Source organism: Pseudomonas fluorescens group sp. PF-69 (assembly GCF_054481235.1).
In genome coordinates, this window is the sequence record NZ_JBTMNC010000001.1 from 3,357,103 (window position 1) to 3,381,207 (window position 24,105).

General features: G+C 58.2%; 20 protein-coding genes. 14 read left to right on the top strand and 6 right to left on the bottom strand.

What is annotated here, in order from left to right; translation table 11 throughout:
- Positions 1-134 precede the first annotated feature (134 nt).
- Positions 135-1,910, bottom strand: a complete 1,776-nt coding sequence (gcl, locus tag ACX3YF_RS15620; RefSeq protein WP_047531913.1) for a glyoxylate carboligase — start codon at positions 1,908-1,910, stop codon at positions 135-137.
- Between the two features lie 268 nt (positions 1,911-2,178).
- On the opposite strand from gcl, the gene ACX3YF_RS15625 reads away from it, so the two are divergent.
- A complete protein-coding gene (locus ACX3YF_RS15625) occupies positions 2,179-2,619 on the top strand; it encodes a GlcG/HbpS family heme-binding protein (protein ID WP_130203757.1) in 441 nt (146 codons plus the stop codon).
- Between the two features lie 208 nt (positions 2,620-2,827).
- Entirely contained in the window at positions 2,828-3,286 is a 459-nt protein-coding gene (locus tag ACX3YF_RS15630; RefSeq protein WP_130203838.1) for an REP-associated tyrosine transposase, read from the top strand.
- Between the two features lie 128 nt (positions 3,287-3,414).
- Here ACX3YF_RS15630 and ACX3YF_RS15635 read toward each other — a convergent pair whose 3' ends face one another.
- Positions 3,415-4,020 carry a TetR/AcrR family transcriptional regulator gene (locus tag ACX3YF_RS15635; protein ID WP_090464078.1) on the bottom strand — a complete coding sequence of 202 codons (606 nt, stop codon included), beginning with the start codon at positions 4,018-4,020 and terminating at the stop codon, positions 3,415-3,417.
- Between the two features lie 134 nt (positions 4,021-4,154).
- Here ACX3YF_RS15635 and ACX3YF_RS15640 point away from each other — a divergent pair, with 134 nt between their 5' ends.
- Positions 4,155-5,060 carry a DUF808 domain-containing protein gene (locus ACX3YF_RS15640; protein WP_458973901.1) on the top strand — a complete coding sequence of 302 codons (906 nt, stop codon included), beginning with the start codon at positions 4,155-4,157 and terminating at the stop codon, positions 5,058-5,060.
- A gap of 78 nt (positions 5,061-5,138) precedes the next feature.
- Here ACX3YF_RS15640 and ACX3YF_RS15645 read toward each other — a convergent pair whose 3' ends face one another.
- A complete protein-coding gene (locus tag ACX3YF_RS15645) occupies positions 5,139-5,927 on the bottom strand; it encodes an MlaA family lipoprotein (RefSeq protein WP_130203755.1) in 789 nt (262 codons plus the stop codon).
- Positions 5,920-7,218 carry a serine/threonine protein kinase gene (locus ACX3YF_RS15650; protein WP_130203754.1) on the bottom strand — a complete coding sequence of 433 codons (1,299 nt, stop codon included), beginning with the start codon at positions 7,216-7,218 and terminating at the stop codon, positions 5,920-5,922. Before ACX3YF_RS15650 ends, ACX3YF_RS15645 begins: the two co-directional genes overlap by 8 nt.
- A 224-nt stretch (positions 7,219-7,442) precedes the next feature.
- Between ACX3YF_RS15650 and ACX3YF_RS15655 the strand changes: the two genes are divergently transcribed.
- Positions 7,443-7,811, top strand: a complete 369-nt coding sequence (locus ACX3YF_RS15655; protein WP_196586287.1) for a hypothetical protein — start codon at positions 7,443-7,445, stop codon at positions 7,809-7,811.
- A gap of 124 nt (positions 7,812-7,935) precedes the next feature.
- Here ACX3YF_RS15655 and ACX3YF_RS15660 read toward each other — a convergent pair whose 3' ends face one another.
- Complete coding sequence (locus ACX3YF_RS15660; protein WP_448647298.1) at positions 7,936-9,531, bottom strand: glycoside hydrolase family 17 protein; 1,596 nt, start codon at positions 9,529-9,531, stop codon at positions 7,936-7,938.
- Between the two features lie 300 nt (positions 9,532-9,831).
- Between ACX3YF_RS15660 and ACX3YF_RS15665 the strand changes: the two genes are divergently transcribed.
- From ACX3YF_RS15665 to ACX3YF_RS15675, 3 genes are all read left to right on the top strand, one after another.
- Entirely contained in the window at positions 9,832-10,683 is an 852-nt protein-coding gene (locus ACX3YF_RS15665; RefSeq protein WP_130203750.1) for a glycine betaine ABC transporter substrate-binding protein, read from the top strand.
- A gap of 226 nt (positions 10,684-10,909) precedes the next feature.
- On the top strand, positions 10,910-11,221 hold the full coding sequence (locus ACX3YF_RS15670) for a DUF485 domain-containing protein (protein ID WP_007939152.1): 312 nt from the start codon (positions 10,910-10,912) through the stop codon (positions 11,219-11,221).
- Positions 11,218-12,876 (top strand): cation acetate symporter, encoded by a 1,659-nt coding sequence (locus ACX3YF_RS15675; protein WP_130203749.1) that lies wholly within the window; start codon positions 11,218-11,220, stop codon positions 12,874-12,876. Before ACX3YF_RS15670 ends, ACX3YF_RS15675 begins: the two co-directional genes overlap by 4 nt.
- A gap of 424 nt (positions 12,877-13,300) precedes the next feature.
- Here the strand turns inward: ACX3YF_RS15675 and gltA are convergent, their stop codons facing one another.
- Positions 13,301-14,590, bottom strand: a complete 1,290-nt coding sequence (gene gltA, locus ACX3YF_RS15680; protein WP_130203748.1) for a citrate synthase — start codon at positions 14,588-14,590, stop codon at positions 13,301-13,303.
- A gap of 363 nt (positions 14,591-14,953) precedes the next feature.
- Between gltA and sdhC the strand changes: the two genes are divergently transcribed.
- The 7 genes from sdhC (at position 14,954) to lpdA (ending at position 24,072) form a co-directional block, all read left to right on the top strand.
- The gene (sdhC, locus tag ACX3YF_RS15685; RefSeq protein WP_130203747.1) at positions 14,954-15,328 is read left to right on the top strand and encodes a succinate dehydrogenase, cytochrome b556 subunit; all 375 of its coding nucleotides are present in this window, start codon (positions 14,954-14,956) and stop codon (positions 15,326-15,328) included.
- Positions 15,322-15,690 carry a succinate dehydrogenase, hydrophobic membrane anchor protein gene (gene sdhD, locus ACX3YF_RS15690; protein WP_090324185.1) on the top strand — a complete coding sequence of 123 codons (369 nt, stop codon included), beginning with the start codon at positions 15,322-15,324 and terminating at the stop codon, positions 15,688-15,690. The genes sdhC and sdhD overlap by 7 nt, the downstream gene beginning before the upstream one ends.
- Positions 15,691-15,693: 3 nt before the next feature.
- Positions 15,694-17,466: a succinate dehydrogenase flavoprotein subunit gene (gene sdhA, locus ACX3YF_RS15695; RefSeq protein WP_130203746.1), complete on the top strand. Its 1,773-nt coding sequence runs from the start codon at positions 15,694-15,696 to the stop codon at positions 17,464-17,466.
- Between the two features lie 11 nt (positions 17,467-17,477).
- The gene (locus tag ACX3YF_RS15700) at positions 17,478-18,182 is read left to right on the top strand and encodes a succinate dehydrogenase iron-sulfur subunit (protein WP_130203745.1); all 705 of its coding nucleotides are present in this window, start codon (positions 17,478-17,480) and stop codon (positions 18,180-18,182) included.
- Between the two features lie 261 nt (positions 18,183-18,443).
- Positions 18,444-21,275: a 2-oxoglutarate dehydrogenase E1 component gene (locus ACX3YF_RS15705; protein WP_130203744.1), complete on the top strand. Its 2,832-nt coding sequence runs from the start codon at positions 18,444-18,446 to the stop codon at positions 21,273-21,275.
- A gap of 42 nt (positions 21,276-21,317) precedes the next feature.
- On the top strand, positions 21,318-22,538 hold the full coding sequence (gene odhB, locus ACX3YF_RS15710; RefSeq protein WP_047531880.1) for a 2-oxoglutarate dehydrogenase complex dihydrolipoyllysine-residue succinyltransferase: 1,221 nt from the start codon (positions 21,318-21,320) through the stop codon (positions 22,536-22,538).
- A 97-nt stretch (positions 22,539-22,635) separates the two neighbouring features.
- Positions 22,636-24,072 (top strand): dihydrolipoyl dehydrogenase, encoded by a 1,437-nt coding sequence (lpdA, locus tag ACX3YF_RS15715; RefSeq protein ID WP_047531878.1) that lies wholly within the window; start codon positions 22,636-22,638, stop codon positions 24,070-24,072.
- Positions 24,073-24,105 lie beyond the last annotated feature (33 nt).

The following is a 24,105-nucleotide window of genomic DNA, read 5'->3' on the forward strand; positions in this document are numbered from 1 at the left end:
TTGTCATGCCCCTTGTGGGAGCGAGTTTGCTCGCGATAGCGGTGTGCCAGACAACATGGATGCTGAATGTGCCGGCCTCATCGCCGGAACGCCGCCCGGAGCAAGCTCGCTCCCACAGGGGTATTGATCAATAGTTAATCGAGCAACGAAATCGCCGTCGGTGCATCGTTGCCAACCAGCGCCAGGTCTTCGAATTCGTTGACGGCGTTGATCTCGGTACCCATGGAAATGTTGGTCACGCGCTCCAGGATAATCTCAACGATCACCGGCACCTTGAACTCTTCGATCAGCTCCTGGGCCTTGCGCAGGGCAGGCTGGATCTGAGCCGGTTCGAATACGCGCAGCGCCTTGCAGCCAAGGCCTTCGGCAACCGCGACGTGATCGACACCGTAGCCGTTGAGTTCCGGCGCGTTCAGGTTATCGAAGGACAGCTGCACGCAGTAGTCCATGTCGAAGCCGCGCTGCGCCTGACGGATCAGCCCCAGGTACGAGTTGTTCACCACAACGTGGATGTAGGGCAGTTTGAACTGCGCGCCCACCGCCAGTTCTTCGATCATGAACTGGAAGTCATAGTCGCCCGACAGCGCGACAACCTTGCGGTCCGGGTCAGCCTTGACCACACCCAGTGCCGCCGGAATGGTCCAGCCCAACGGGCCGGCCTGACCGCAGTTGATCCAGTGACGCGGCTTGTAGACGTGCAGGAACTGCGCGCCGGCAATCTGCGACAGACCGATGGTGCTGACGTAGCAAGTGTCCTTGCCGAACACCTGGTTCATCTCTTCATACACGCGCTGCGGTTTGACCGGCACGTTGTCGAAGTGAGTCTTGCGCTGCAGGCTGGCCTTGCGCTGTTGGCAATCCTGCAGCCAGGCGCTGCGGTTTTTCAGCTTGCCGGCGGCTTGCCATTCGCGAGCGACTTCGATGAACACGGTCAGCGCGGCAGCGGCGTCGGAAACGATGCCCAGGTCCGGGGTGAACACGCGGCCGATCTGCGTGCCTTCGATATCGACGTGAATGAACTTGCGGCCTTCGGTGTAGACATCCACCGAACCGGTGTGACGGTTGGCCCAGCGGTTACCGATACCCAGCACCACGTCGGATTTCAACATCGTGGCGTTGCCGTAGCGGTGCGAAGTCTGCAAGCCAACCATGCCGACCATCAGTGGGTGATCGTCCGGGATGGTGCCCCAGCCCATCAGGGTCGGGATGACCGGGATGCCGGTCAGTTCAGCGAATTCAACCAACAGATCGCTGGCATCGGCGTTGATGATGCCGCCACCGGCCACCAGCAATGGACGCTCGGCCTGATCGAGCAGGGCCAACGCTTTCTCGACCTGAACACGGGTCGCCGTCGGCTTGGCCAGCGGCAGTGGCTGGTAGGCGTCGATATCGAATTCGATTTCGGCCATCTGTACGTCGAACGGCAGGTCGATCAGGACCGGGCCAGGACGGCCGGAACGCATTTCGTAGAACGCTTTCTGGAACGCGTAAGGCACTTGGCCCGGCTCCAGGACCGTGGTTGCCCACTTGGTGACTGGCTTGACGATGCTGGTGATGTCGACAGCCTGGAAGTCTTCCTTGTGCATACGGGCGCGGGGTGCCTGGCCGGTGATGCACAGGATTGGAATCGAGTCGGCCGAGGCGCTGTAGAGCCCGGTGACCATGTCGGTGCCGGCAGGGCCGGAAGTGCCGATGCACACGCCGATGTTGCCGGCCTTGGTGCGGGTGTAGCCCTCGGCCATGTGCGACGCGCCTTCAACGTGGCGGGCGAGGACGTGATCGATGCCGCCGACCTTTTGCAGGGCGGAGTACAGCGGGTTGATGGCGGCACCGGGGATGCCAAAAGCGGTATCAACCCCTTCACGGCGCATCACCAGAACGGCGGCTTCGATTGCTCTCATTTTGCTCATGGTTTTGTGCCTCTTTACGTTTTGTAATTGTATACAAGTGGCTTTGCGCAGAGTGTATTCACGGCGGACGGCGCAGGTCAATCCATTTTCTCAAGCGGTTGTTTCATTCGTCGGAAGCCCTATTCAGTGTGGCTTTTCGTCGCATGTGGCGATTTTTGATAATTATTGTATACAAAAAAATAACTCATTGTGTTCTATTTGTCGCATCGGACTGCAGTGCATCGAGGCAGTCCAACGGCTTTCCGAAAAACAAAATGAGGACGGCACCATGAGCGCTTTAACCTTGAAAGTCGCAGTCAACCTGGTCAACGAGGCCATCACCGCGGGGCGTGCAATCAGCGCGGCACCGTTGACCATTGCGGTACTGGATGCCGGTGGGCATCTGATCACCCTGCAACGCGAAGACGGCGCCAGCCTGCTGCGCCCGCACGTTGCCATCGGCAAAGCCTGGGGCGCCATTGCGCTGGGCAAAGGCTCGCGCCTGCTGGCGCTGGACGCACAACAACGCCCGGCGTTTATCGCTGCGTTGAACAGCCTGGGCCAGGGCAGCGTCGTGCCGGCACCGGGTGGTGTGCTGGTTCGGGATCAGGAGGGGAAAGTGCTGGGGGCGGTAGGGATCAGCGGCGATCTGTCGGATGTCGATGAGCAGTGTGCGATCACTGCGATTGAGGCGTTGGGGTTGAGGGCGGATGCGGGGGTTGTGGCTTGATCTTCGGCGTTTGATCGAAAGTCATCGCTGGCAAGCCAGCTCCCAGGATCGTGCGTAGAGTCGAAATTCCGCGAACGACATAAAACCTTGTGGGAGCTGGCTTGCCAGCGATGGCGAACTCCAGATACATCAAGATAAAAAGCGGAACCTGCCAATCGCATAACTGCGGTCTAGCCTTCTGATGAACTCATCATCAGGGGGCAATGGATTGCCTGGTCTTCCCGCTTCAAGTCGTCTGCGAACTGGCCGTTATGTCGAGCCAAATCGAATCTATCTACTGACAACCAACACACTTCATCGTGAACCGATCTTTTCCGACTTTGCTCTGGGCAGATTGGTTGTTCATCAATTTCGCCGAGCACAAAATATTGGGTTGGCGAATTCTCTGGCTTGGATAGTCATGCCCGACCATTTCCATTGGCTGGTCGAATTGGAAAACTGTTCCCTGCGCAGACTGATGCGTGAGACGAAGTCTCTGATTACTAGAGAGGTGAACTTATACAGCGGAAGGAGCGGGGCGCTTTGGCAGCAAGGGTTTCATGACCGAGCGCTGCGGCGGGATGAAGATTTGGTGAAAATGGCACGGTATGTGGTGGCTAACCCGTTGCGAGCTGGATTGGTCGAGAAGCTTGGTGATTATCCGCTATGGGATGCCATTTGGGTTTGAGGCCGCACCGAGTCGCCTTCATCGCTGGCAAGCCAGCTCCCACAAGTATTTGTGTCGTTCACAGAGTTTGAATTCAACACAGAATCCCGTCGGAGCAGGCTTGCCGGCGGTAGCAGCACCAGGGTCTTTCAGTCCGGCTCACACCCTTTGAGCACCAACCGGATGATCGTCTGCGCCGCGGCTTCATAATCTTCTTCATCCAGCTTGGCCTTGCCGGTGATGGCGGTGATTTGCCAGTCGAAGTCGGCGTAGGTCTGGGTCGCGGCCCAGATGCTGAACATCAGGTGGTTGGGGTCGATCGGGGCGATTTGGCCGCGGTCGATCCAGGTCTGGATGCAGTCGATGTTGTGTTTGGCCTGGCTGTTGAGCTGCTCGACCAAATCGGCGCTCAGGTGCGGGGCGCCGTGCATGATTTCGCTGGCGAACACCTTGGAGGCAAACGGCAGGTCACGGGAGATGCGGATTTTCGAGCGGATGTAGTTGCTCAGCACTTCGCTGGGCACGCCTTCGGGGTTGAAGGGGGTCGAAGCCTGCAGGATTGGCTCGATGATGCTTTCCAGCACCTCGCGGTAGAGGTTTTCCTTGGATTTGAAATAGTAGTAGACGTTGGGCTTGGGCAATCCCGCCTTGGCTGCGATGTCGCTGGTTTTGGTCGCAGCGAAGCCTTTGTCGGCAAATTCTTCACTGGCGGCACGCAGGATCAGTTGTTTGTTGCGCTCGCGGATAGTGCTCATAAACCAGGTGGTTCCTTGCCTGTACTGGCGGTTGCGCATGGTAGCACCGGCCTTTGGCGGCGCTCAAGAATGCGCCGTGCGGCGCTCGGCCGCGCTATGCTGCACGCCATTCATTCAAGAAGGAAATCCAATTCATGGCAGGAAGCAGTTTGCTGGTGCTGATCGACGACATCGCCGCCGTACTCGACGACGTGGCGTTGATGACCAAGATGGCCGCCAAGAAGACCGCCGGCGTGCTCGGTGACGATCTGGCGCTCAATGCCCAGCAGGTCAGCGGTGTGCGTGCCGAGCGGGAAATTCCGGTGGTATGGGCGGTTGCCAAGGGCTCGTTCATCAACAAGCTGATCCTGGTGCCGTCGGCACTGGCCATCAGCGCGTTCATGGTCACGCCATTGTTGATGGTGGGCGGTGCTTACCTGTGTTTCGAAGGTTTCGAGAAACTCGCCCATAAGTTCCTCCACAGCAAGTCTGAAGACCAGGCCGAGCACGCCGAACTGGTTGAGGCGGTGGCAGACCCTGCGGTCGACCTGGTGGCGTTCGAAAAGGACAAGATCAAGGGCGCCGTTCGTACCGACTTCATCCTGTCGGCGGAAATCATTGCCATCACCCTCGGCACCGTGGCCGGTGCGTCGCTGACCCAGCAGGTGATCGTGCTCTCGGGCATTGCCATCGTCATGACCATTGGCGTCTACGGGCTCGTGGCGGGCATCGTCAAGCTCGATGATCTGGGCCTGTGGCTGACGCAAAAGCCCGGGCAGATGGCCAAGCGCATCGGTGGCGGTATTCTGCGCGCGGCGCCGTACATGATGAAAAGTCTGTCGGTGATCGGTACGGCGGCGATGTTTCTCGTCGGTGGCGGCATCCTGACCCATGGTGTGCCGGTGGTGCATCACTGGATCGAAGAGGTCGGCGCGGGCGCGGGCGGTGCCGGTTTTATCGTGCCGGTGTTGCTCAATGCGGCGGCGGGGATTGTGGCAGGGGCGGTGGTGTTGGTGGGGGTGATGGCTGTCAGCAAAATCTGGAAATGGCTTAAGGGCTGAGGTCAGGGTTCCTTTCAACAGAAACACCTATGACTGTGGGAGCGAGCTCGCTCCCACAGTCGTTTGTCGTGCCTGGAGTTACTCGGCAATCCGCAATTTGCGCGACTCGGTGTACACGTAGCGTACCTTCTCGTATTCGAACGGCGAGTTCAGTTGGCCATAGCGGAAGTTGGTCTGGTAGCGCTTGTCGATGCCGCGCAGTACCCAGATTTCCGGATGGTTGGAGCTGACTTCAGAGACGTTCAGGTAGTTGATCGCCGACTCCGCACTGAAGTCCACCACCAGCCCGCCGGTGTCGCGGATGTTCGAAGGTCCGAGGATCGGCAAGACAAAGTAGGGACCGCCCGGCACACCATAAAAGCCCAGGGTCTGGCCGAAGTCTTCGTCCTGGCGGGGCAGGCCCATGGCGGTGGCCGGGTCCCAAAGTCCGGCGATGCCGATGGTGGTGTTGAGCAGGAGGCGCCCGGTGATTTCCATCGAACGGTGGCCCTTGAACTGCAACAGGCTGTTCAACAGGTTCGGTACGTCGCCGAGGTTGTTGAAGAAGTTGCTGACCCCCGTGCGCAATAAGCTTGGCGTGACGTAGCGATAACCGTTGACCACCGGCAGGAATACCCACTGATCGAACCGGTAGTTGAAGTGGTACACGCGGCGGTTCCACTGTTCCAGCGGATCGTAGACGTTCAGCGCGCTGAGCGTAGAGCGTTCGAATTCACGCTGATCCAGCCCCGGATTGATCTTGAGTTTGCTCAGGGGTTCCTTGAAACCGTCGCTATCGACCACAACCGGGGCGTTGGCTTTGCTGTTGTCGGCGTTGGCCGTGCCGGCACAGAGCAACGCAGCGATAAGCAGGAGGTATTTAGCCACGGAAGAACTCCAGCATGGCGTCGCTGTTGACGCGGTAGTTAAGGTTGCCGCAATGGCCGCCCAGCGGATAAAGGGTCAGGCGATCGCCAAAGGTCTTGCGCAGGAAACCGAGGTCGCCAGGGCCGAGGATCACGTCGTCGGCGTTATGCATGACGGCGATTTTCGGGCTGTCGTGCAGGTAGTCCTTCAGCGCGTACAGGCTTACCTGGTCGATCAGTTGCAGCAAGCTGCCGCCATCGGTGCGGGCGCGCCACATCGGAATCACCTGTTCGGTGATGTAGCAGTCGAAGTCACACTGCAACGCGCGTTTGAGGAAAGGCGTCAGGCTGGTGCCCTCGGTGATCGGGTACTTCGGTGGGGTAATCAGGCCCCGGCGGTTGATCAGGTCAGAGGTGAAGGCAATGTCGGCCGCCGAGAAGCGGAACGAAGTGCCGATCAACATGGCCATCTGTTCGTTGCTCAGGTGCTGCTTGGACTGCTGGAAGTCGTAGAGCAGTGCATCGTTGAGATCGATGTAGCCTTTCTGCTGGAAGTAGCGGGTCAGTTTGTTCAGCACCAGCTCGTAGAACGTAGTGGTGTTGTTGATGCCCTTGACCTCGGTCTGCACCAGCTTGTCGAGGTTGGTGATCGAGGTGTAGAGATTCACCGGCGGATTGAGCAGAAGGACTTTCTTGAAGTTGAAGCTGCGGCGGGTCTCGTCCAGGTGCGCGACGAAGGCCGCATCCAGGGCGCCCAGGCTGTAGCCGCTCAGGTAGTAATCGGTCACGGGGACGCCGGGGTTTTGCGCACGCACGGCTTGCATCACCCGGTACATATCTTCGGCATCTTCCTTGCTGATGCCCGGCGTGGCGAAGCGTGAGGCGGCACTGATGAAGTCGAAGCTGGTGGGCGACGACAGTTGCACCACGTGATAGCCGGCCTTGTAGTAGAGCTTTTTCAGGTATTCGTTAATGCTGCTGTCATAGCGTGCGCCGGTGCCGGCGATCAGGAAGATCAGCGGTGCGGCTTTATCCTGGGTGGCAATGCGGTAAGTGAGTTTCTTTACCGCCCAGAAGTTGTCCGGCAAGTTGAATGCCCGCTCCGGGCGCAAGGTCATGCTGCGATCCGACTGATGGATGTCGTCGTCCAGCGGCAGCTCGGGACGCAAGTCCGGAGGCGTCGTGGCGATGGTCGCCTCGAACGGGTTGGTCAAGGGGAAGCCATAACTGGCGGCGTCGATATCGACCGCCATTGCGGACGCACTTAATATCAGGCCGCCAAACAGGGCAGCGAAGCGCAAGGAACGGAGCATGACTGGATCCCTTAAAAAAGGTGTCGAATGAAGTTCGCAGGCTATGACCATTGAATTTGCGCCAAAGTGCCACGCATCGGCACCAAACAGGCCTGATTTCGAAGTAATAGTAGCCGGACGATACAGGTTGCAGCGATTGAATGACCAGTTAACTGTTGTTAGCGCTTGCGTAAGGCTGTCGGGCGATTAAGCTGGCCGCCGTTTTTCGCTTATTGGAGTGCTTCATGTCCCGTCGTCTGCCCGTGATTTTGCTGCTTGTTTTGCTGCCTGTATGGCTGGCCGCCAGTTATGGCGCGCGTTACGGTTTCATGGAGGATGCACAATGGGTGGGCATCTGCGTGGATGAGGCGAGTCGTTGGGAATGCCAGGTCCGTTCGAATCTGGGTTTGATGATTCACTTCAACGTATTGGGCTGGAGTGCGTTGGTGGCTGCGGTGATCGGTTTCTTGCTGCCGGGGCGGGCAGGGTGGTGGTTGGCGGTGTTGGCGCTGGTGTTCGGGTTTCCGGCGCTGGCGCTGTACAACACGACCCTGGCGGTTTTTGCGGTAGTGATTGCCGGGTTGCGGTTGGTCAGGGCGTCAGCCAGCGCCTGATAATCCGCCTTCGCGAGCAGGCTCTCTCCCACATTGATCTCTGTCGTACACAAAATCTGTGAGCACTGAAGATCGGGTGTGGGAGCGAGCCTGCTCGCGAAAGGGCGGGTAGCTGTCACGAAGATCAGCTCTTGCGTACCCGCAAGCAGCGCCACAACGCGGCTACCATCAACACGCTCACCAGCGCCCAGCCCCAGGCCTGCTGGTTCTGCAAACCCTCGCGATACAACTGCGGCGCAATACCGGCACCGATGATGAAGGTCAGCAGGGCGATTTCGCGGCGCGGCACACTGACTGGGCGGCACAGATAAACCAGTGCCGGCACGATGAATGCGACGCTCGGGAAGCTGCGATAGCGTGGGTCGAACACCATTTCCAGCATCATCACTGCAGCAGCGAACCCTGTGGTCGCCACCCACCAACCCGCTCGTCGTTCCAGCGCATTGAACGCCCATCCACGCCAACCGGTGCGCGGGCTCAGCGTCAGCGCCGCATGGGCCAGGACCAACAGGTTCAACGCTGTCAGCAAGGCAACCCAAAGCCATTCACTGCCAAAGCGCGTGGTAACTCGCGCCAGGTCGCCCCAGGCACCTATCGCGCAGGCGGCCAGGGCCCCCAGCAGCGGCAATACCAGCGCAGCGCGAGTACTGCGCACGCGACCGCCAAGGATCAGCGTACCGAGGAAGATCAAGCCACCCACCACCAGCCACTGCGACCAGTACGGCACGTTCGTCACCGGCCCGGCCAGCACGCCCTTGTCCTGGCGATCGGCATCGAACAGTCCCCAGTAGCCGCCGACCGCACCTTCGCTGGCGCGCTTCCACGGTTGGTCGAAGGCTTCGATCAGGTTGTAGTGCCAGCCCTGCTGCTCGGCCATGGCGACGAAACCGCGAATGAACTTGGCTTCATTGACCCGGCTCGGCAAAGCGGTTTCACGCTGGCGACCTTCGCTTGGCCAGCCGGTTTCGCCAATCATCACGTCCTTGGGGGCGAATTTGTTGCCGAACACCTGGCGCACTTCGGCCACATGTTGCAGGGCGGCGTCGATGTTCGAAGGATCGTCTTCCCAATAGGGCAGCAAATGGATGGTGAGGAAATCCACGGCTGGCGCGATTTCCGGGTGCTTGAGCCAGAACTCCCAGACGTCGGCATAAGTGACAGGCTGTTTGACCTGGCTTTTGACTTTATTAATAAGCTTCGCCAGTTGCGCGCCGGTGACTTCCTTGCGCAGCAGGGTTTCGTTACCGACGATCACCGCCGTGACCACGTCCGCGTTGGCGTTGGCCGAGGCGATCAACAGGTCGACTTCTTTTTCGGTGTCCACCGGATTGCTGTTGACCCAGGCGCCGATCATCAGCTTCAACCCGTGCTTGCGCGCCAGGTCCGGCAGCGCCTCAAGACCGGTCATCGAGTAGGTGCGGATGCACTCGAAACGGGTCGCCAGCAGGGCGAGGTCGGCGTCCATGCGCTCGGGGTGCAGTTTGAACGGCTGATCGAACGGCGATTGGTCCTTGTCGAAGGGGGTGTAGGAGGCGCATTGCAGCTTGTGCGTCGCGCTGGCGACGTCCGGCAGAATCACCGGTTTGCCGAGGCCGTACCAGAAACCACAGAGGGCAAAGAGGCCCAGCAGGCAGGCGAAAAGATAAGCGAAAAAAGGGAAGCGAGATGTCGCAGGCATGATCAGGCCGTCTGGGAGCAAAGCGGCGCATGTTACCTGCATTTGCCGTGTGCTTGGTGGCCCGCATGATTTTGACATGCAAAGTTCGGGCGGATTGAGCGGCGAGTGTGCGGGGCCACGGATTAATGGCTTTCTGATGTCGTTTCTCGATGTCTTGAGGTCGCTGGCAGAGCAGGTCGCCCTTGTCGTCAGGTTGATTATCGGAGGCGTCAGTACCCTCGTTGATAAACGCGCTGATGATCGAACGGGTTTGCGGTGGGCGTGATGGGGGCGCTGTGCACCATAACAATACGTTGACGCGACTCGGCATCCGTCGAGCGCAGCACTTTCGGGGAAGTAACGATGAAGATGCGACGACTTTTAGGTGCAAGTGCCGCTCTGGTACTTGCGATTGGCTCCACATTCGCCAATGCCGAGAGCAAGACCCTGAGCATCGGTTACGTTGACGGTTGGTCCGACAGCGTCGCGACCACTCACGTAGCGGCAGAAGTGATCAAGCAGAAACTCGGTTATGACGTGAAGCTGCAAGCCGTTGCGACCGGGATCATGTGGCAGGGCGTGGCAACCGGCAAACTCGATGCCATGCTGTCGGCCTGGCTACCCGTGACGCATGGCGATTACTGGGCCAAGAACAAAGATCAAGTGGTCGACTACGGTCCGAACTTCAAGGACGCGAAAATCGGTCTGATCGTGCCGGAGTACGTCAAGGCCAAGTCGCTGGCTGATTTGAAAACCGATGAAAGCTTCAAGAATCGCATCGTCGGCATCGACGCAGGGTCGGGTGTCATGCTCAAGACCGAGCAGGCGATCAAGGACTATGACCTGACCGGCTATCAACTCAAGGCCAGTTCCGGCGCCGGCATGATTGCCGAACTGACCCGTGCCGAGAAGAAAAACGAATCCATCGCCGTCACCGGTTGGGTGCCGCACTGGATGTTCGCCAAATGGAAACTGCGCTTCCTGGAAGACCCGAAAGGTGTTTATGGCGCGGCTGAAACCGTGAACAGCATCGGCAGCAAGGAACTGGCAACTAAAGCACCCGAAGTGGCCAAGTTCCTGAAGAACTTCCAATGGGCCTCGAAAGACGAAATCGGTGAAGTCATGTTGGCGATCCAGGATGGCGCCAAGCCAGAAGTCGCCGCAAAAGATTGGGTGGCGAAACACCCGGAGCGTGTTGCCGACTGGACCAAGTAATCGCCAAGCAAGCGTCTAATCCGCGCAATGCAGGGTCGCCCGATATCCATGTCGGGCGGCCCTTTTTATTTCTGAAGGATTAATGTCGGGTGACGGCTGTTTTTTATCGGCCGGAAATTGGCGAAAACGTCATGTCGTTCTAAGACTAAGGTCGTCTGGAACCTGGCTCGCAGCCGCATACAGTGGATATCGTTCCAACTAAATCTGTGCTGCGAGGATAAAAACAATGAACGACAGCATTTACCTCTCGATTCAAAACAGCCCGCGATTCAAGGAGCTGGTTAGCAAGAGAGAACGATTCGCCTGGATTCTTTCGGCGATCATGCTAGGGCTTTACTCCGGATTCATCCTTTTGATTGCCTATGGGCCGCATATTCTGGGTGCGAAAATCAGCCCGGAATCTTCGATTACCTGGGGCATACCGATTGGCGTCGGGCTGATTGTTTCGGCCTTCGTCCTGACCGGTATCTACGTACGACGCGCCAATGGCGAATTCGACGACCTGAACAATGCGATTCTCAAGGAGGCTCAGCAATGATCCGGCGTCTAATGGCTCTATTGAGCATCGCAGCTTTTGCACCTGGCGCCTGGGCGGCCGAAGCCCTGACCGGCGAAGTACATAAACAACCGCTGAACGTTGCCGCGATTCTGATGTTCGTGGTGTTCGTCGGCGCGACCCTGTGCATCACCTACTGGGCTTCCAAACGCAACAAGTCGGCGGCTGACTACTATGCGGCGGGTGGCAATATCACCGGTTTGCAGAATGGTCTGGCAATTGCCGGTGACTACATGTCCGCAGCGTCCTTCCTGGGTATTTCCGCCCTGGTGTTCGCCTCCGGCTACGATGGCCTGATCTACTCGATCGGTTTTCTGGTGGGCTGGCCGATCATTCTGTTCCTGATCGCCGAGCGCCTGCGTAACCTGGGTAAATACACCTTTGCCGACGTGGCGTCCTACCGCCTCGGGCAAACCCAGATCCGCACGCTGTCTGCTTGTGGTTCGCTGGTGGTGGTGGCGTTTTACCTGATTGCGCAAATGGTCGGTGCCGGCAAGCTGATCCAGTTGCTGTTCGGTCTCGACTACTACGTTGCAGTGATCCTGGTGGGTATCCTGATGTGCATGTACGTGCTGTTTGGCGGCATGCTGGCGACCACCTGGGTACAAATCATCAAGGCAGTGTTGCTGCTGTCCGGCGCCTCGTTCATGGCGCTGATGGTGATGAAGCACGTCAACTTCGACTTCAACATTCTGTTCTCCGAGGCGATCAAGGTTCACCCTAAAGGTGAAGCGATCATGAGCCCGGGCGGTCTGGTGAAGGATCCGATCTCCGCGTTCTCCCTTGGTCTGGCACTGATGTTCGGTACCGCTGGCCTGCCGCACATCCTGATGCGCTTCTTCACCGTGAGTGACGCGAAAGAAGCTCGCAAGAGCGTGCTGTACGCAACGGGCTTCATTGGCTACTTCTACATCCTGACCTTCATTATCGGCTTTGGCGCGATCCTGCTGGTCAGCACCAATCCTGCGTTTAAAGATGCGGCTGGTGCGCTGTTGGGCGGCAACAACATGGCGGCGGTGCACCTGGCCAACGCGGTGGGTGGCAGCATTTTCCTGGGCTTCATCTCGGCGGTAGCCTTCGCGACCATTCTGGCAGTGGTTGCCGGTTTGACACTGGCCGGTGCTTCGGCGGTGTCTCATGACCTGTACGCCAGTGTGATCAAGAAGGGCAAGGCCAACGACAAGGACGAAATCCGGGTTTCGAAAATCACCACCGTCATTTTGGGCGTGCTGGCGATCGGTCTGGGTATTTTGTTCGAAAGCCAGAACATTGCGTTCATGGTCGGCCTGGCGTTCTCCATCGCGGCGAGCTGTAATTTCCCTGTGCTGCTGCTTTCGATGTACTGGAAGAAGCTGACCACGCGAGGTGCGATGGTCGGTGGCTGGTTGGGTCTGGTGAGTGCCGTGGGCTTGATGATCCTTGGACCAACCATCTGGGTGCAGATCCTGCATCACGAGAAGGCCATCTTCCCGTATGAGTACCCGGCGCTGTTCTCGATGGTTATTGCCTTCATCGGTATCTGGTTCTTCTCGATTACCGACAAGTCGGCTGCGGCAGACAACGAGCGGGCGCTGTTCTTCCCGCAATTCGTTCGCTCGCAGACTGGTCTGGGCGCGAGTGGGGCGGTTTCGCACTAAGGCTTGATGCTTTTATATAAGTAACGCAGTTGTAAAAGATGCCCCGGTCGAAAGATCGGGGCATTTTTTATTGGGCGGTGATCGCACGATTCCGTGAATATCCGCCCAATAGGGATGCGGGAGCTAACTTGCTCGCGAAAAAGTGCGGATAACTCGGGCAGTCAGACAGGGCGCGTTATCGTTGGCGTCCATCGCGAGCAGGCTCGCTCCTACAGGGGGGGGGGCGCTGTCCCGCTCCCAGGGAGGTGACGTTACGGCAGGGGTGGGAGCGCTTGGTGACTTGGTCGCCCGCCGTAAGGGCGAAGCCCAAGGTGGTCGTTGCCGAAGAAGCGGATATGTACACAACAAGCGCACAAACAAAAACGGCCTCTGCTTACACAGAGGCCGTTTGTGGTACAGCTAAGACGCTATAGCAAGACAGGTCTTACTTGCGGTCTTCCAGCTTGGTGATGTCACGCGACTCGTAGCCGGTGTACAGCTGGCGCGGGCGGCCAATCTTGTACGGGCTGGAGAGCATTTCTTTCCAGTGGGAGATCCAGCCGACAGTCCGCGCCAGGGCGAAGATCACGGTGAACATGCTGGTTGGAATGCCGATTGCCTTGAGGATGATCCCCGAGTAGAAGTCGACGTTCGGGTACAGCGAGCGCTCGATGAAGTACGGGTCGGTCAGGGCGATCTCTTCCAGGCGCATGGCCAGTTCGAGTTGCGGATCGTTCTGGATACCCAGTTCCCTCAACACTTCGTCGCAGGTCTTCTTCATGACGGTAGCGCGTGGGTCGCGGTTTTTGTAAACGCGGTGACCGAAGCCCATCAGCTTGAACGGATCGTTCTTGTCCTTGGCCTTGGCAATGAACTTGTCGATGTTGGAAACATCGCCAATTTCATCGAGCATGGTCAGAACGGCCTCGTTGGCGCCGCCGTGGGCAGGGCCCCACAGTGCAGCGATACCGGCGGCGATACAGGCGAACGGGTTGGCACCCGAAGAACCGGCAAGACGTACGGTAGAGGTCGATGCGTTCTGCTCGTGGTCGGCGTGGAGGATGAAGATCCGGTCCATGGCCTTGGCGAGTACCGGGCTGATCGGTTTGATCTCGCACGGGGTGTTGAACATCATGTGCAGGAAGTTTTCCGCGTACGACAGGTCGTTGCGCGGGTACATCATGGGTTGGCCCATGGAGTACTTGTAAACCATCGCTGCCAGGGTTGGCATCTTGGCAACCAGGCGGATCGCGGAAATTTCGCGATGCTGCGGGTTATTGATGTCCAGGGAGTCGTGGTAGAAGGCCGAGAGGGCGCCGACTACACCGCACATGACGGCCATCGGGTGAGCGTCGCGACGGAAACCGTTGAAGAAGGTCTTCAGCTGTTCGTGAACCATGGTGTGGTTCTTGACGGTGCTGACGAACTGGGCCTTTTGTTCTGCGGTCGGCAATTCGCCGTTGAGCAGCAGGTAGCAGGTTTCCAGATAGTCCGACTTTTCAGCCAACTGTTCGATCGGATAGCCGCGGTGCAGCAGAATGCCGTTGTCGCCGTCGATATAGGTGATCTTCGACTCGCAGGAGGCGGTCGACATGAAACCAGGGTCAAAGGTGAAACGGCCCGTGGCCGTCAGGCCCCGAACATCGATAACATCGGGACCAACGGTGCCGGTTAAAATGGGCAGCTCGACGGGGGCTGCGCCCTCGATGATCAACTGCGCTTTTTTGTCAGCCATGTGGCCTCCTATTTATGCTTGAAATCATCAGACAGACCCCCCACGCAGGGCCCGCACCACTATAGTGAGATAAATTCGAATGTCAATTTGCCTAAAGTCTTGCTCCAGAAGGCTTTAACCGGACTTTTTTCTCGAAATTGCCTGCCATTTACGCCTTTTATGTCAGATGCGCAATCCGCTGTTTGGGTGAGGTGATTGCGTTGTCATTAGTAGCCTAACTGTCTATACTCGGCCACCGACCGCCAAGGGCTTTTGGGCTTGCTTTATTGGGGGTCGCCTCCCTGGGTGGTGGTTACCTGACCAGTGCACTCCCCAACAACTTTGCCCTGATTGTTAGGGGCTCTTCAGTGTGAAAAAAAAGCCGTGAAAAGCCAACGACCTGTAAACCTAGACCTAAGGACCATCAAACTCCCAGTCACTGCTTACACGTCCATTCTTCACCGTATATCCGGTGTCATCCTCTTCGTGTGCCTTGCCATCATGCTTTACGCATTGGACAAGTCGCTGAGCTCCGAGGAAGGCTTCGGTCAGGTGAAAGCGTGTCTGACCAGTCCGCTAGCGAAGCTAGTGATTTGGGGCATTCTATCCGCTCTGCTGTATCACTTGGTTGCCGGTGTGCGCCACTTGATCATGGACATGGGCATCGGTGAAACGCTGGAAGGCGGCAAGCTGGGCTCGAAAATCGTTATCGCCGTTTCCGTGGTGATAATCGTTCTGGCAGGAGTTTGGATATGGTAACTAACGTCACGAACCTGTCGCGTTCGGGCCTCTATGACTGGATGGCGCAACGTGTGTCTGCGGTCGTTCTCGCGGCTTACTTCATCTTTCTGATCGGATACGTCGTTGCCCACCCGGGCCTCGGCTATGCCCAGTGGCATGAACTGTTCGCCAATAACTGGATGCGTATCTTCAGTCTCCTGGCCCTCGTTGCCCTTGGCGCTCACGCCTGGGTCGGCATGTGGACCATCGCGACCGACTACCTGACGCCAATGGCGTTCGGCAAGTCCGCGACTGCTGTACGTTTCCTTTTCCAGGCAGTATGCGGCGTTGCGATGTTCGCTTACTTCGTCTGGGGTGTGCAGATTCTCTGGGGTATCTGAGTCATGGCTAACATTCCAACGATTTCTTTCGACGCCATCATCATTGGTGGTGGCGGTGCTGGCATGCGCGCAGCGCTGCAACTGGCACAAGGCGGTCACAAGACTGCCGTAATCACCAAGGTTTTCCCGACTCGTTCGCACACCGTATCGGCACAGGGTGGCATCACCTGCGCCATCGCGTCCGCGGATCCGAACGATGACTGGCGCTGGCACATGTACGATACCGTCAAGGGCTCCGACTATATCGGTGACCAGGACGCTATCGAATACATGTGTCAGGAAGGCCCGGCTGCAGTTTTCGAACTGGACCACATGGGTCTGCCGTTCTCCCGTACCGAAACCGGCCGCATCTACCAGCGTCCGTTCGGCGGTCAGTCCAAGGACTACGGTAAAGGCGGCCAGGCTGCGCGTACCTGCGCGGCGTCCGACCGTACCGGTCACGCCCTGCTGCACACTCTTTATCAGGGCAACCTGAAAGCCGGTACCACGTTCCTGAACGAGTACTACGCTGTTGACCTGGTGAGAAACCAGAAAGGCGAATTCGTCGGCGTTATCGCCATCTGCATCGAAACCGGCGAAACCACCTACATCCGTGCCAAGGCTACCGTTCTGGCCACTGGCGGTGCAGGTCGTATCTACGCTTCCACCACCAACGCCCTGATCAACACCGGTGACGGCGTTGGCATGGCTCTGCGTGCTGGCGTTCCGGTTCAAGACATCGAAATGTGGCAGTTCCACCCGACCGGTATCGCCGGCGCCGGTGTACTGGTGACCGAAGGTTGCCGTGGTGAAGGTGGTTACCTGATCAACAAGCACGGCGAGCGTTTCATGGAGCGTTATGCTCCGAACGCCAAAGACCTGGCGGGTCGTGACGTTGTTGCCCGTTCGATGGTTAAGGAAATCATTGCCGGTAACGGCTGTGGCCCGAACGGCGATCACGTGATGCTCAAACTCGACCACCTGGGCGAGGAAGTGCTGCACAGCCGTCTGCCAGGCATCTGCGAGCTGTCGAAAACGTTTGCTCACGTTGATCCGGTGGTTGCTCCGGTTCCGGTTGTTCCGACCTGCCACTATATGATGGGCGGCGTTGCCACCAACATTCACGGTCAGGCAATGACTCAGGACGCCGACGGCGTAGACACCATCATCCCTGGTCTGTTCGCTGTAGGCGAAGTGGCTTGCGTATCGGTTCACGGTGCCAACCGTCTGGGCGGTAACTCGCTGCTCGACCTGGTGGTCTTCGGCCGTGCGGCTGGTCTGCACCTGGAAAAAGCGCTGACCGACGGTATCGAGTACGACGACGCCACCGACGCCGACATCAATGCTGCCCTGGCCCGTCTGTCCGCTCTGAACGCGCGTACCGATGGCGAAGACGTGGCAACCCTGCGTCGCGAGCTGCAAAGCTGCATGCAGAACTACTTCGGTGTGTTCCGTACTGGCGAATACATGCAGAAGGGTATTGCCCAGCTGGCTGATCTGCGCAAGCGCATCGCCAACGTCAAGATCAACGACAAGTCGCAGGCGTTCAACACTGCGCGTATCGAAGCTCTTGAGCTGCAAAACCTGCTGGAAGTGGCTGAAGCGACTGCGATTGCTGCCGAGGTTCGTAAAGAGTCCCGTGGTGCTCACGCTCGTGAAGACTACGAAGATCGTGACGATGAAAACTGGCTGTGCCACACCCTCTACTTCCCGGGTGAAAAACGCGTCGCCAAGCGTGCCGTTAACTTCTCGCCGAAGACGGTTCCGATGTTTGAACCGAAAATTCGGACTTACTAAGGGTGGCAGCCATGTTGCAAGTCAGTGTTTATCGTTACAACCCTGATCAGGACGCTGCGCCGTTCATGCAGGAATTCCAGGTTAATACCGGTGGTAAAGACCTGATGGTGCTGGACGTGCTGGCCCTGATCAAAGAGCAGGACGAAGGTTTCTCCTATCGTCGCTCTTGCCGTGAAGGTGTTTGCGGTTCCGACGGCATGAACATCAACGGCAAAAACGGTCTGGCGTGCATCACGCCGCTGTCCGCCGTTGTAAAAGGTAACAAGTTGATCATTCGTCCTCTGCCAGGTTTGCCGGTTATCCGTGACCTGGTCGTTGATATGAGCATCTTCTACAAGCAATACGAGAAGGTTAAGCCTTACCTGCAGAACGACACGCCGGCTCCGGCCATCGAACGTCTGCAGTCCCCTGAAGAGCGTGAAAAGCTCGACGGTCTGTACGAGTGCATCCTGTGCGCTTGCTGCTCGACCTCTTGCCCGTCCTTCTGGTGGAACCCGGACAAGTTCCTGGGTCCAGCTGCACTGCTGCAAGCGTATCGCTTCCTGGCAGACAGCCGTGACACCAAGACATCCGAGCGTCTGGCTTCGCTGGATGACCCGTTCAGCGTATTCCGCTGCCGCGGGATCATGAACTGCGTCAACGTTTGTCCGAAGGGCCTGAACCCGACTAAGGCCATCGGTCACATTCGTAACATGCTGCTTTCCAGCGGCGTGTGATTCAGCTGCTGTACCCGTAGGACCGCTGTACCCGTGGATGCTACGGTGCAGGCTTCAACCGGCACCGTAGTTTTAACCTGAGCAGCAGCTCATAAAGCTGCCGCTCTTATTTTGAAGAAATGAGACAAGCAGGGGCATCCGGGCTGGTACCCGGACTATCAGTGTGATCCTAGTGGCTTGTTTTGGTCGCTGCATTCGGACTTCTGCAAGTTTGCTCGGCGTCGACACCGATGGTGTTCCCCTAACCGAGGGTGACCAAGCATGCAAGAAAGCGTGATGCAGCGCATGTGGAACAGTGCCTACCTATCCGGTAGTAACGCTGCCTATGTGGAAGAGCTCTACGAGCTTTACCTGCACGACCCTAACGCTGTGCCAGAAGAGTGGCGCACCTACTTCCAGAAGTTGCCTGCTGACGGCAACTCTTCCACCGATGTTTCGCACTCCACAATTCGCGATCATTTCGTCTTGCTGGCAAAGAACCAGCGCCGCGCTCAACCGGTTTCCGCCGGCAGCGTGAGCAGTGAGCACGAGAAGAAGCAAGTTGAAGTGCTGCGATTGATCCAGGCCTACCGTATGCGTGGCCACCAGGCAGCCCAGCTTGACCCGCTGGGGCTGTGGCAGCGTCCTGCACCTGCAGACCTGTCGATCAATCATTACGGCTTGACCAATGCCGATCTTGATACGACCTTCCGTGCCGGCGACCTGTTCATCGGCAAAGAGGAGGCGAGCCTACGCGAAATTCACGAAGCGTTGCAGCAGACATATTGCCGCACCATCGGCGCTGAATTTACGCACATCACCGATTCCGAGCAGCGCCAGTGGTTCCAGCAGCGTCTGGAAAGCGTACGCGGCCGTCCAACGTATTCCGCTGACATCAAGAGCCACTTGCTTGAGCGCGTGACTGCCGGTGAAGGCCTGGAAAAATACCTGGGCACCAAATACCCGGGCACCAAGCGTTTCGGTCTGGAAGGCGGCGAGAGCCTGATTCCGATGCTTGACGAACTGATCCAGCGTTCCGGTTCCTACGGCACCAAGGAAATCGTCATCGGCATGGCCCACCGTGGCCGTCTGAACGTGCTGGTCAATACCTTCGGCAAGAACCCGCGCGAGCTGTTCGACGAGTTCGAAGGCAAGAAGAAGGTCGAGCTGGGTTCCGGTGACGTTAAATACCACCAGGGCTTCTCGTCCAACGTGATGACCACCGGTGGTGAAGTTCACCTGGCCATGGCCTTCAACCCGTCCCACCTGGAAATTGTTTCTCCAGTGGTCGAGGGTTCGGTCCGTGCCCGTCAGGATCGTCGCAACGACCCTACCGGCGAGAAGGTTCTGCCGATCTCCATCCACGGTGACGCTGCAATCGCAGGTCAGGGCGTGGTCATGGAAACCTTCCAGATGTCGCAGACCCGCGGTTTCAAGACCGGCGGTACCGTGCACATCGTGATCAACAACCAGGTCGGTTTCACCATCAGCAACCCGCTGGACTCGCGCTCCACCGAGTACGCCACCGACGTTGCGAAAATGATTCAGGCGCCGATCCTCCATGTGAATGGTGATGATCCGGAAGCCGTATTGTTCGTGACCCAGCTGGCCATCGACTACCGCATGCAGTTCAAGCGTGACGTGGTAATCGACATGTTCTGCTACCGTCGTCGCGGCCACAACGAGGCCGACGAGCCAAGCGGCACCCAGCCGATGATGTATCAGCAGATCACCAAGCAGCGCACCACCCGTGAGCTGTACGCTGATCGTCTGACCCAGAGCGGTGTGCTGGACGCTGAGCGTGTTCAGGCGAAAGTCGACGAATACCGCAACGCGCTGGACAACGGTCTGCACGTAGTGAAAAGCCTGGTCAAAGAGCCGAACAAAGAGTTGTTCGTGGACTGGCGTCCGTACCTGGGTCACGCCTGGACTGCGCGTCACGACACTCGCTTCGATCTGAAAACCCTGCAGGAACTGTCCGCCAAGCTGCTGGAAATTCCGGAAGGCTTCGTGGTTCAGCGCCAGGTTGCGAAGATCTACGAAGACCGTCAGAAGATGCAAGCCGGCGGCCTGCCGATCAACTGGGGTTACGCTGAAACCATGGCGTACGCGACCCTGGCGTTCGAAGGTCACCCGATTCGCATGACCGGTCAGGACATCGGCCGCGGTACGTTCTCGCACCGTCACGCTGTTCTGCACAACCAGAAAGATGCCGGCACCTACATCCCGCTGAAACACCTGTACGAAGGTCAGCCACGCTTCGACCTGTACGACTCGTTCCTGTCGGAAGAAGCGGTACTGGCATTCGAATACGGCTACTCGACCACCACGCCGAACGCGCTGGTGATCTGGGAAGCCCAGTTCGGTGACTTCGCCAACGGTGCGCAGGTCGTTATCGACCAGTTCATCACCAGCGGCGAGCACAAATGGGGCCGTCTCTGTGGTCTGACCATGCTGTTGCCACACGGCTACGAAGGTCAGGGTCCGGAGCACTCCTCCGCACGTCTTGAGCGTTACCTGCAGCTGTGCGCCGAGCACAACATTCAGGTGTGCATGCCGACCACCCCGGCTCAGATCTACCACTTGCTGCGCCGTCAGGTGATTCGCCCGCTGCGCAAGCCACTGGTCGTCCTGACGCCGAAGTCGCTGCTGCGTCACAAGCTGGCCATCTCGACTCTGGAAGATCTGGCCGAAGGTTCGTTCCAGACCGTGATCCCGGAAATCGATGCCCTGGACCCGAAAAAGGTCGAGCGCATTGTTCTGTGTAGCGGCAAGGTCTACTACGACCTGCTGGAAAAACGTCGTGCCGAAGGCCGTGACGATATCGCCATCGTGCGTATTGAGCAGCTGTACCCATTCCCTGAGGACGACTTGAAAGAAGTCCTGGCTCCTTACACCAACGCCAAGCATGCCGTCTGGTGTCAGGAAGAGCCGATGAACCAGGGCGCCTGGTACTGCAGCCAGCACCACTTGCGTCGCAGCATCAGCACCCTCAACAAGTCTCTCGTACTCGAGTACGCGGGCCGTGAGGCTTCTGCTGCCCCAGCATGTGGTTACGCATCGATGCACGCCGAGCAGCAGGAAAAACTGCTGCAAGACGCGTTTACCGTTTAACGCCTTCGCGCACCTGAAACCGAATTTAAGGAACCACAGATAATGGCTATCGAGATCAAAGCCCCCACTTTCCCGGAATCGGTTGCCGATGGCACCGTTGCCACCTGGCACAAAAAACCGGGCGACGCCGTCAAACGTGACGAACTGATCGTCGACATCGAAACCGACAAAGTCGTACTGGAAGTTCTGGCCACCGCTGACGGCGTGCTGGGCGCTATCGTCAAGAACGAAGGCGACACCGTTCTGTCCGACGAAGTCCTGGGCTCCATCGTTGAAGGCGGCGCTGCTGCCGCTGCTCCAGCCGCTGCCGCTCCGGCCGCTGCCCAGGCTGCTGCTCCAGCTGCCGAAGGCGAAGACGATCCGGTCGCTGCTCCAGCCGCTCGCAAGCTGGCTGAAGAGAACGGCATCAACATCGCTTCCGTTGCCGGCACTGGCAAAGGCGGTCGTGTGACCAAGGAAGACGTGGTTGCAGCCGTTGCCGCCAAGAAAGCCGCTCCAGCCGCCGCGCCTGCCAAGGCTGCCGCACCTGCCGCTGCTGCTCCGGTGTTCGCTGCCGGTGACCGCGTTGAAAAGCGCGTTCCGATGACCCGTCTGCGTGCCAAGGTTGCCGAGCGTCTGGTTGAAGCTCAATCGAACATGGCGATGCTGACCACTTTCAACGAAGTCGACATGACCGAAGTCATGGCCCTGCGTTCGAAGTACAAGGATCTGTTCGAGAAGTCCCACAATGGCGTGCGCCTGGGCTTCATGTCGTTCTTCGTGAAAGCGGCCACCGAAGCGCTGAAACGCTTCCCGGCAGTCAACGCGTCGATCGACGGTGCCGACATCGTTTACCACGGCTACGCTGACGTCGGTGTTGCTGTTTCCAGCGATCGCGGCCTGGTTGTGCCGGTTCTGCGTAACGCCGAACTGATGAGCCTGGCTGAAATCGAAGGCGGCATCGCCACTTTCGGCAAGAAAGCCCGTGACGGCAAACTGTCGATGGAAGAGATGACCGGTGGTACGTTCACCATCACCAACGGTGGTACCTTCGGTTCGATGATGTCGACTCCGATCGTCAACCCGCCGCAAGCAGCTATTCTGGGCATGCACAACATTCTGCAGCGTCCAATGGCGATCAACGGTCAGGTCGTTATCCGTCCGATGATGTACCTGGCTCTGTCCTACGATCACCGTCTGATCGATGGCAAAGAAGCTGTGACCTTCCTGGTGACCATCAAGAACCTGCTGGAAGACCCGGCTCGTTTGCTGCTGGATATCTGATAGAAGCAGTCGCGAGCTGCAAGTTTCAAGCTGCCGGTAATGGCAGTTTGGCTTGCAGCTTGCGGCTTCAAGCTTTTCGCTAAAGAGGATTTTTTGAATGTCGCAGAAATTTGACGTAGTAGTGATCGGTGCGGGCCCTGGCGGCTACGTGGCTGCCATCAAGGCCGCTCAACTGGGCCTCAGCACTGCCTGCATCGAGAAGTACACCGACAAGGAAGGCAAACTGGCCCTCGGCGGTACTTGCCTGAACGTCGGCTGCATTCCATCCAAGGCGCTGCTGGACAGCTCCTGGAAGTTCCACGAAGCGCAAGACGGTTTCGCGATCCACGGCATCAATCACGCCGGCGTGACCATGGACGTGCCAGCGATGGTCGGCCGCAAAGCCAACATCGTCAAAGGCCTGACCTCCGGCGTTGCGACCCTGTTCAAAGCCAACGGTGTGACCTCCATCCAGGGTCACGGCAAGCTGCTGGCCGGCAAGAAAGTCGAAGTCACCAAGCCTGACGGTTCGGTTGAAGTCATCGAAGCCGAAAACGTGATCCTGGCTCCTGGCTCGCGTCCGATCGACATTCCGCCGGCTCCGGTCGACCAGAATGTGATCGTCGATTCCACCGGTGCCCTGGAATTCCAATCCGTACCCAAGCGTCTGGGCGTGATCGGCGCTGGCGTGATCGGTCTGGAACTGGGTTCGGTCTGGTCGCGTCTGGGTGCGCAAGTGACTGTCCTTGAAGCACTGGACACTTTCCTGATGGCAGCGGACACCGCTGTTTCCAAGGAAGCGCTGAAAACCCTGACCAAACAAGGTCTGGACATCAAGCTGGGCGCGCGCGTTACCGGTTCCAAAGTGAACGGCGACGAAGTCGTTGTGAACTACACCGATGCCAACGGCGAACAGAACATCACGTTCGACAAGCTGATCGTAGCCGTTGGTCGCCGTCCAGTGACCACTGATCTGCTGGCCGCCGATTGCGGCGTGACCCTCGACGAGCGCGGTTTCGTGCACGTTGACGATCACTGCGCTACCACCGTACCGGGCGTCTACGCCATCGGCGACGTGGTTCGTGGCATGATGCTGGCTCACAAGGCCTCGGAAGAGGGCATCATGGTTGTCGAGCGCATCAAGGGCCACAAAGCCCAGATGAACTATGACCTGATCCCTTCGGTTATTTATACTCACCCGGAAATTGCATGGGTGGGTAAAACCGAGCAGGCCTTGAAAGCTGAAGGCGTTGAAGTTAACGTCGGCACCTTCCCGTTCGCAGCCTCTGGCCGTGCCATGGCTGCCAACGATACCGGTGGTTTCGTCAAGGTCATCGCAGATGCCAAGACCGACCGCGTATTGGGCGTCCACGTGATTGGCCCAAGCGCTGCAGAACTGGTTCAACAGGGCGCAATCGGTATGGAATTCGGCACCAGCGCTGAAGACCTGGGCATGATGGTTTTCTCCCATCCGACCCTGTCTGAAGCCTTGCACGAAGCAGCTCTGGCAGTGAATGGCGGCGCCATCCACATCGCCAACCGCAAGAAACGTTAAGATAATAAGAAACCACGGCGGTACGGCCCGTCG

Bases quoted from the DNA above. Each gene is read 5' to 3' on its own strand.
- gcl (WP_047531913.1), bottom strand. From the start codon at position 1,910: ATGAGCAAAATGAGAGCAATCGAAGCCGCCGTTCTGGTGATGCGCCGT.
- ACX3YF_RS15675 (WP_130203749.1), top strand. From the start codon at position 11,218: ATGATCCGGCGTCTAATGGCTCTATTGAGCATCGCAGCTTTTGCACCT.
- ACX3YF_RS15650 (WP_130203754.1), bottom strand. From the start codon at position 7,218: ATGCTCCGTTCCTTGCGCTTCGCTGCCCTGTTTGGCGGCCTGATATTA.
- ACX3YF_RS15665 (WP_130203750.1), top strand. From the start codon at position 9,832: ATGAAGATGCGACGACTTTTAGGTGCAAGTGCCGCTCTGGTACTTGCG.
- ACX3YF_RS15670 (WP_007939152.1), top strand. From the start codon at position 10,910: ATGAACGACAGCATTTACCTCTCGATTCAAAACAGCCCGCGATTCAAG.
- ACX3YF_RS15700 (WP_130203745.1), top strand. From the start codon at position 17,478: ATGTTGCAAGTCAGTGTTTATCGTTACAACCCTGATCAGGACGCTGCG.
- ACX3YF_RS15660 (WP_448647298.1), bottom strand. From the start codon at position 9,531: ATGCAGGTAACATGCGCCGCTTTGCTCCCAGACGGCCTGATCATGCCT.
- ACX3YF_RS15705 (WP_130203744.1), top strand. From the start codon at position 18,444: ATGCAAGAAAGCGTGATGCAGCGCATGTGGAACAGTGCCTACCTATCC.
- ACX3YF_RS15635 (WP_090464078.1), bottom strand. From the start codon at position 4,020: ATGAGCACTATCCGCGAGCGCAACAAACAACTGATCCTGCGTGCCGCC.
- sdhD (WP_090324185.1), top strand. From the start codon at position 15,322: ATGGTAACTAACGTCACGAACCTGTCGCGTTCGGGCCTCTATGACTGG.
- lpdA (WP_047531878.1), top strand. From the start codon at position 22,636: ATGTCGCAGAAATTTGACGTAGTAGTGATCGGTGCGGGCCCTGGCGGC.
- odhB (WP_047531880.1), top strand. From the start codon at position 21,318: ATGGCTATCGAGATCAAAGCCCCCACTTTCCCGGAATCGGTTGCCGAT.
- ACX3YF_RS15640 (WP_458973901.1), top strand. From the start codon at position 4,155: ATGGCAGGAAGCAGTTTGCTGGTGCTGATCGACGACATCGCCGCCGTA.
- gltA (WP_130203748.1), bottom strand. From the start codon at position 14,590: ATGGCTGACAAAAAAGCGCAGTTGATCATCGAGGGCGCAGCCCCCGTC.
- ACX3YF_RS15625 (WP_130203757.1), top strand. From the start codon at position 2,179: ATGAGCGCTTTAACCTTGAAAGTCGCAGTCAACCTGGTCAACGAGGCC.
- ACX3YF_RS15655 (WP_196586287.1), top strand. From the start codon at position 7,443: ATGTCCCGTCGTCTGCCCGTGATTTTGCTGCTTGTTTTGCTGCCTGTA.
- sdhA (WP_130203746.1), top strand. From the start codon at position 15,694: ATGGCTAACATTCCAACGATTTCTTTCGACGCCATCATCATTGGTGGT.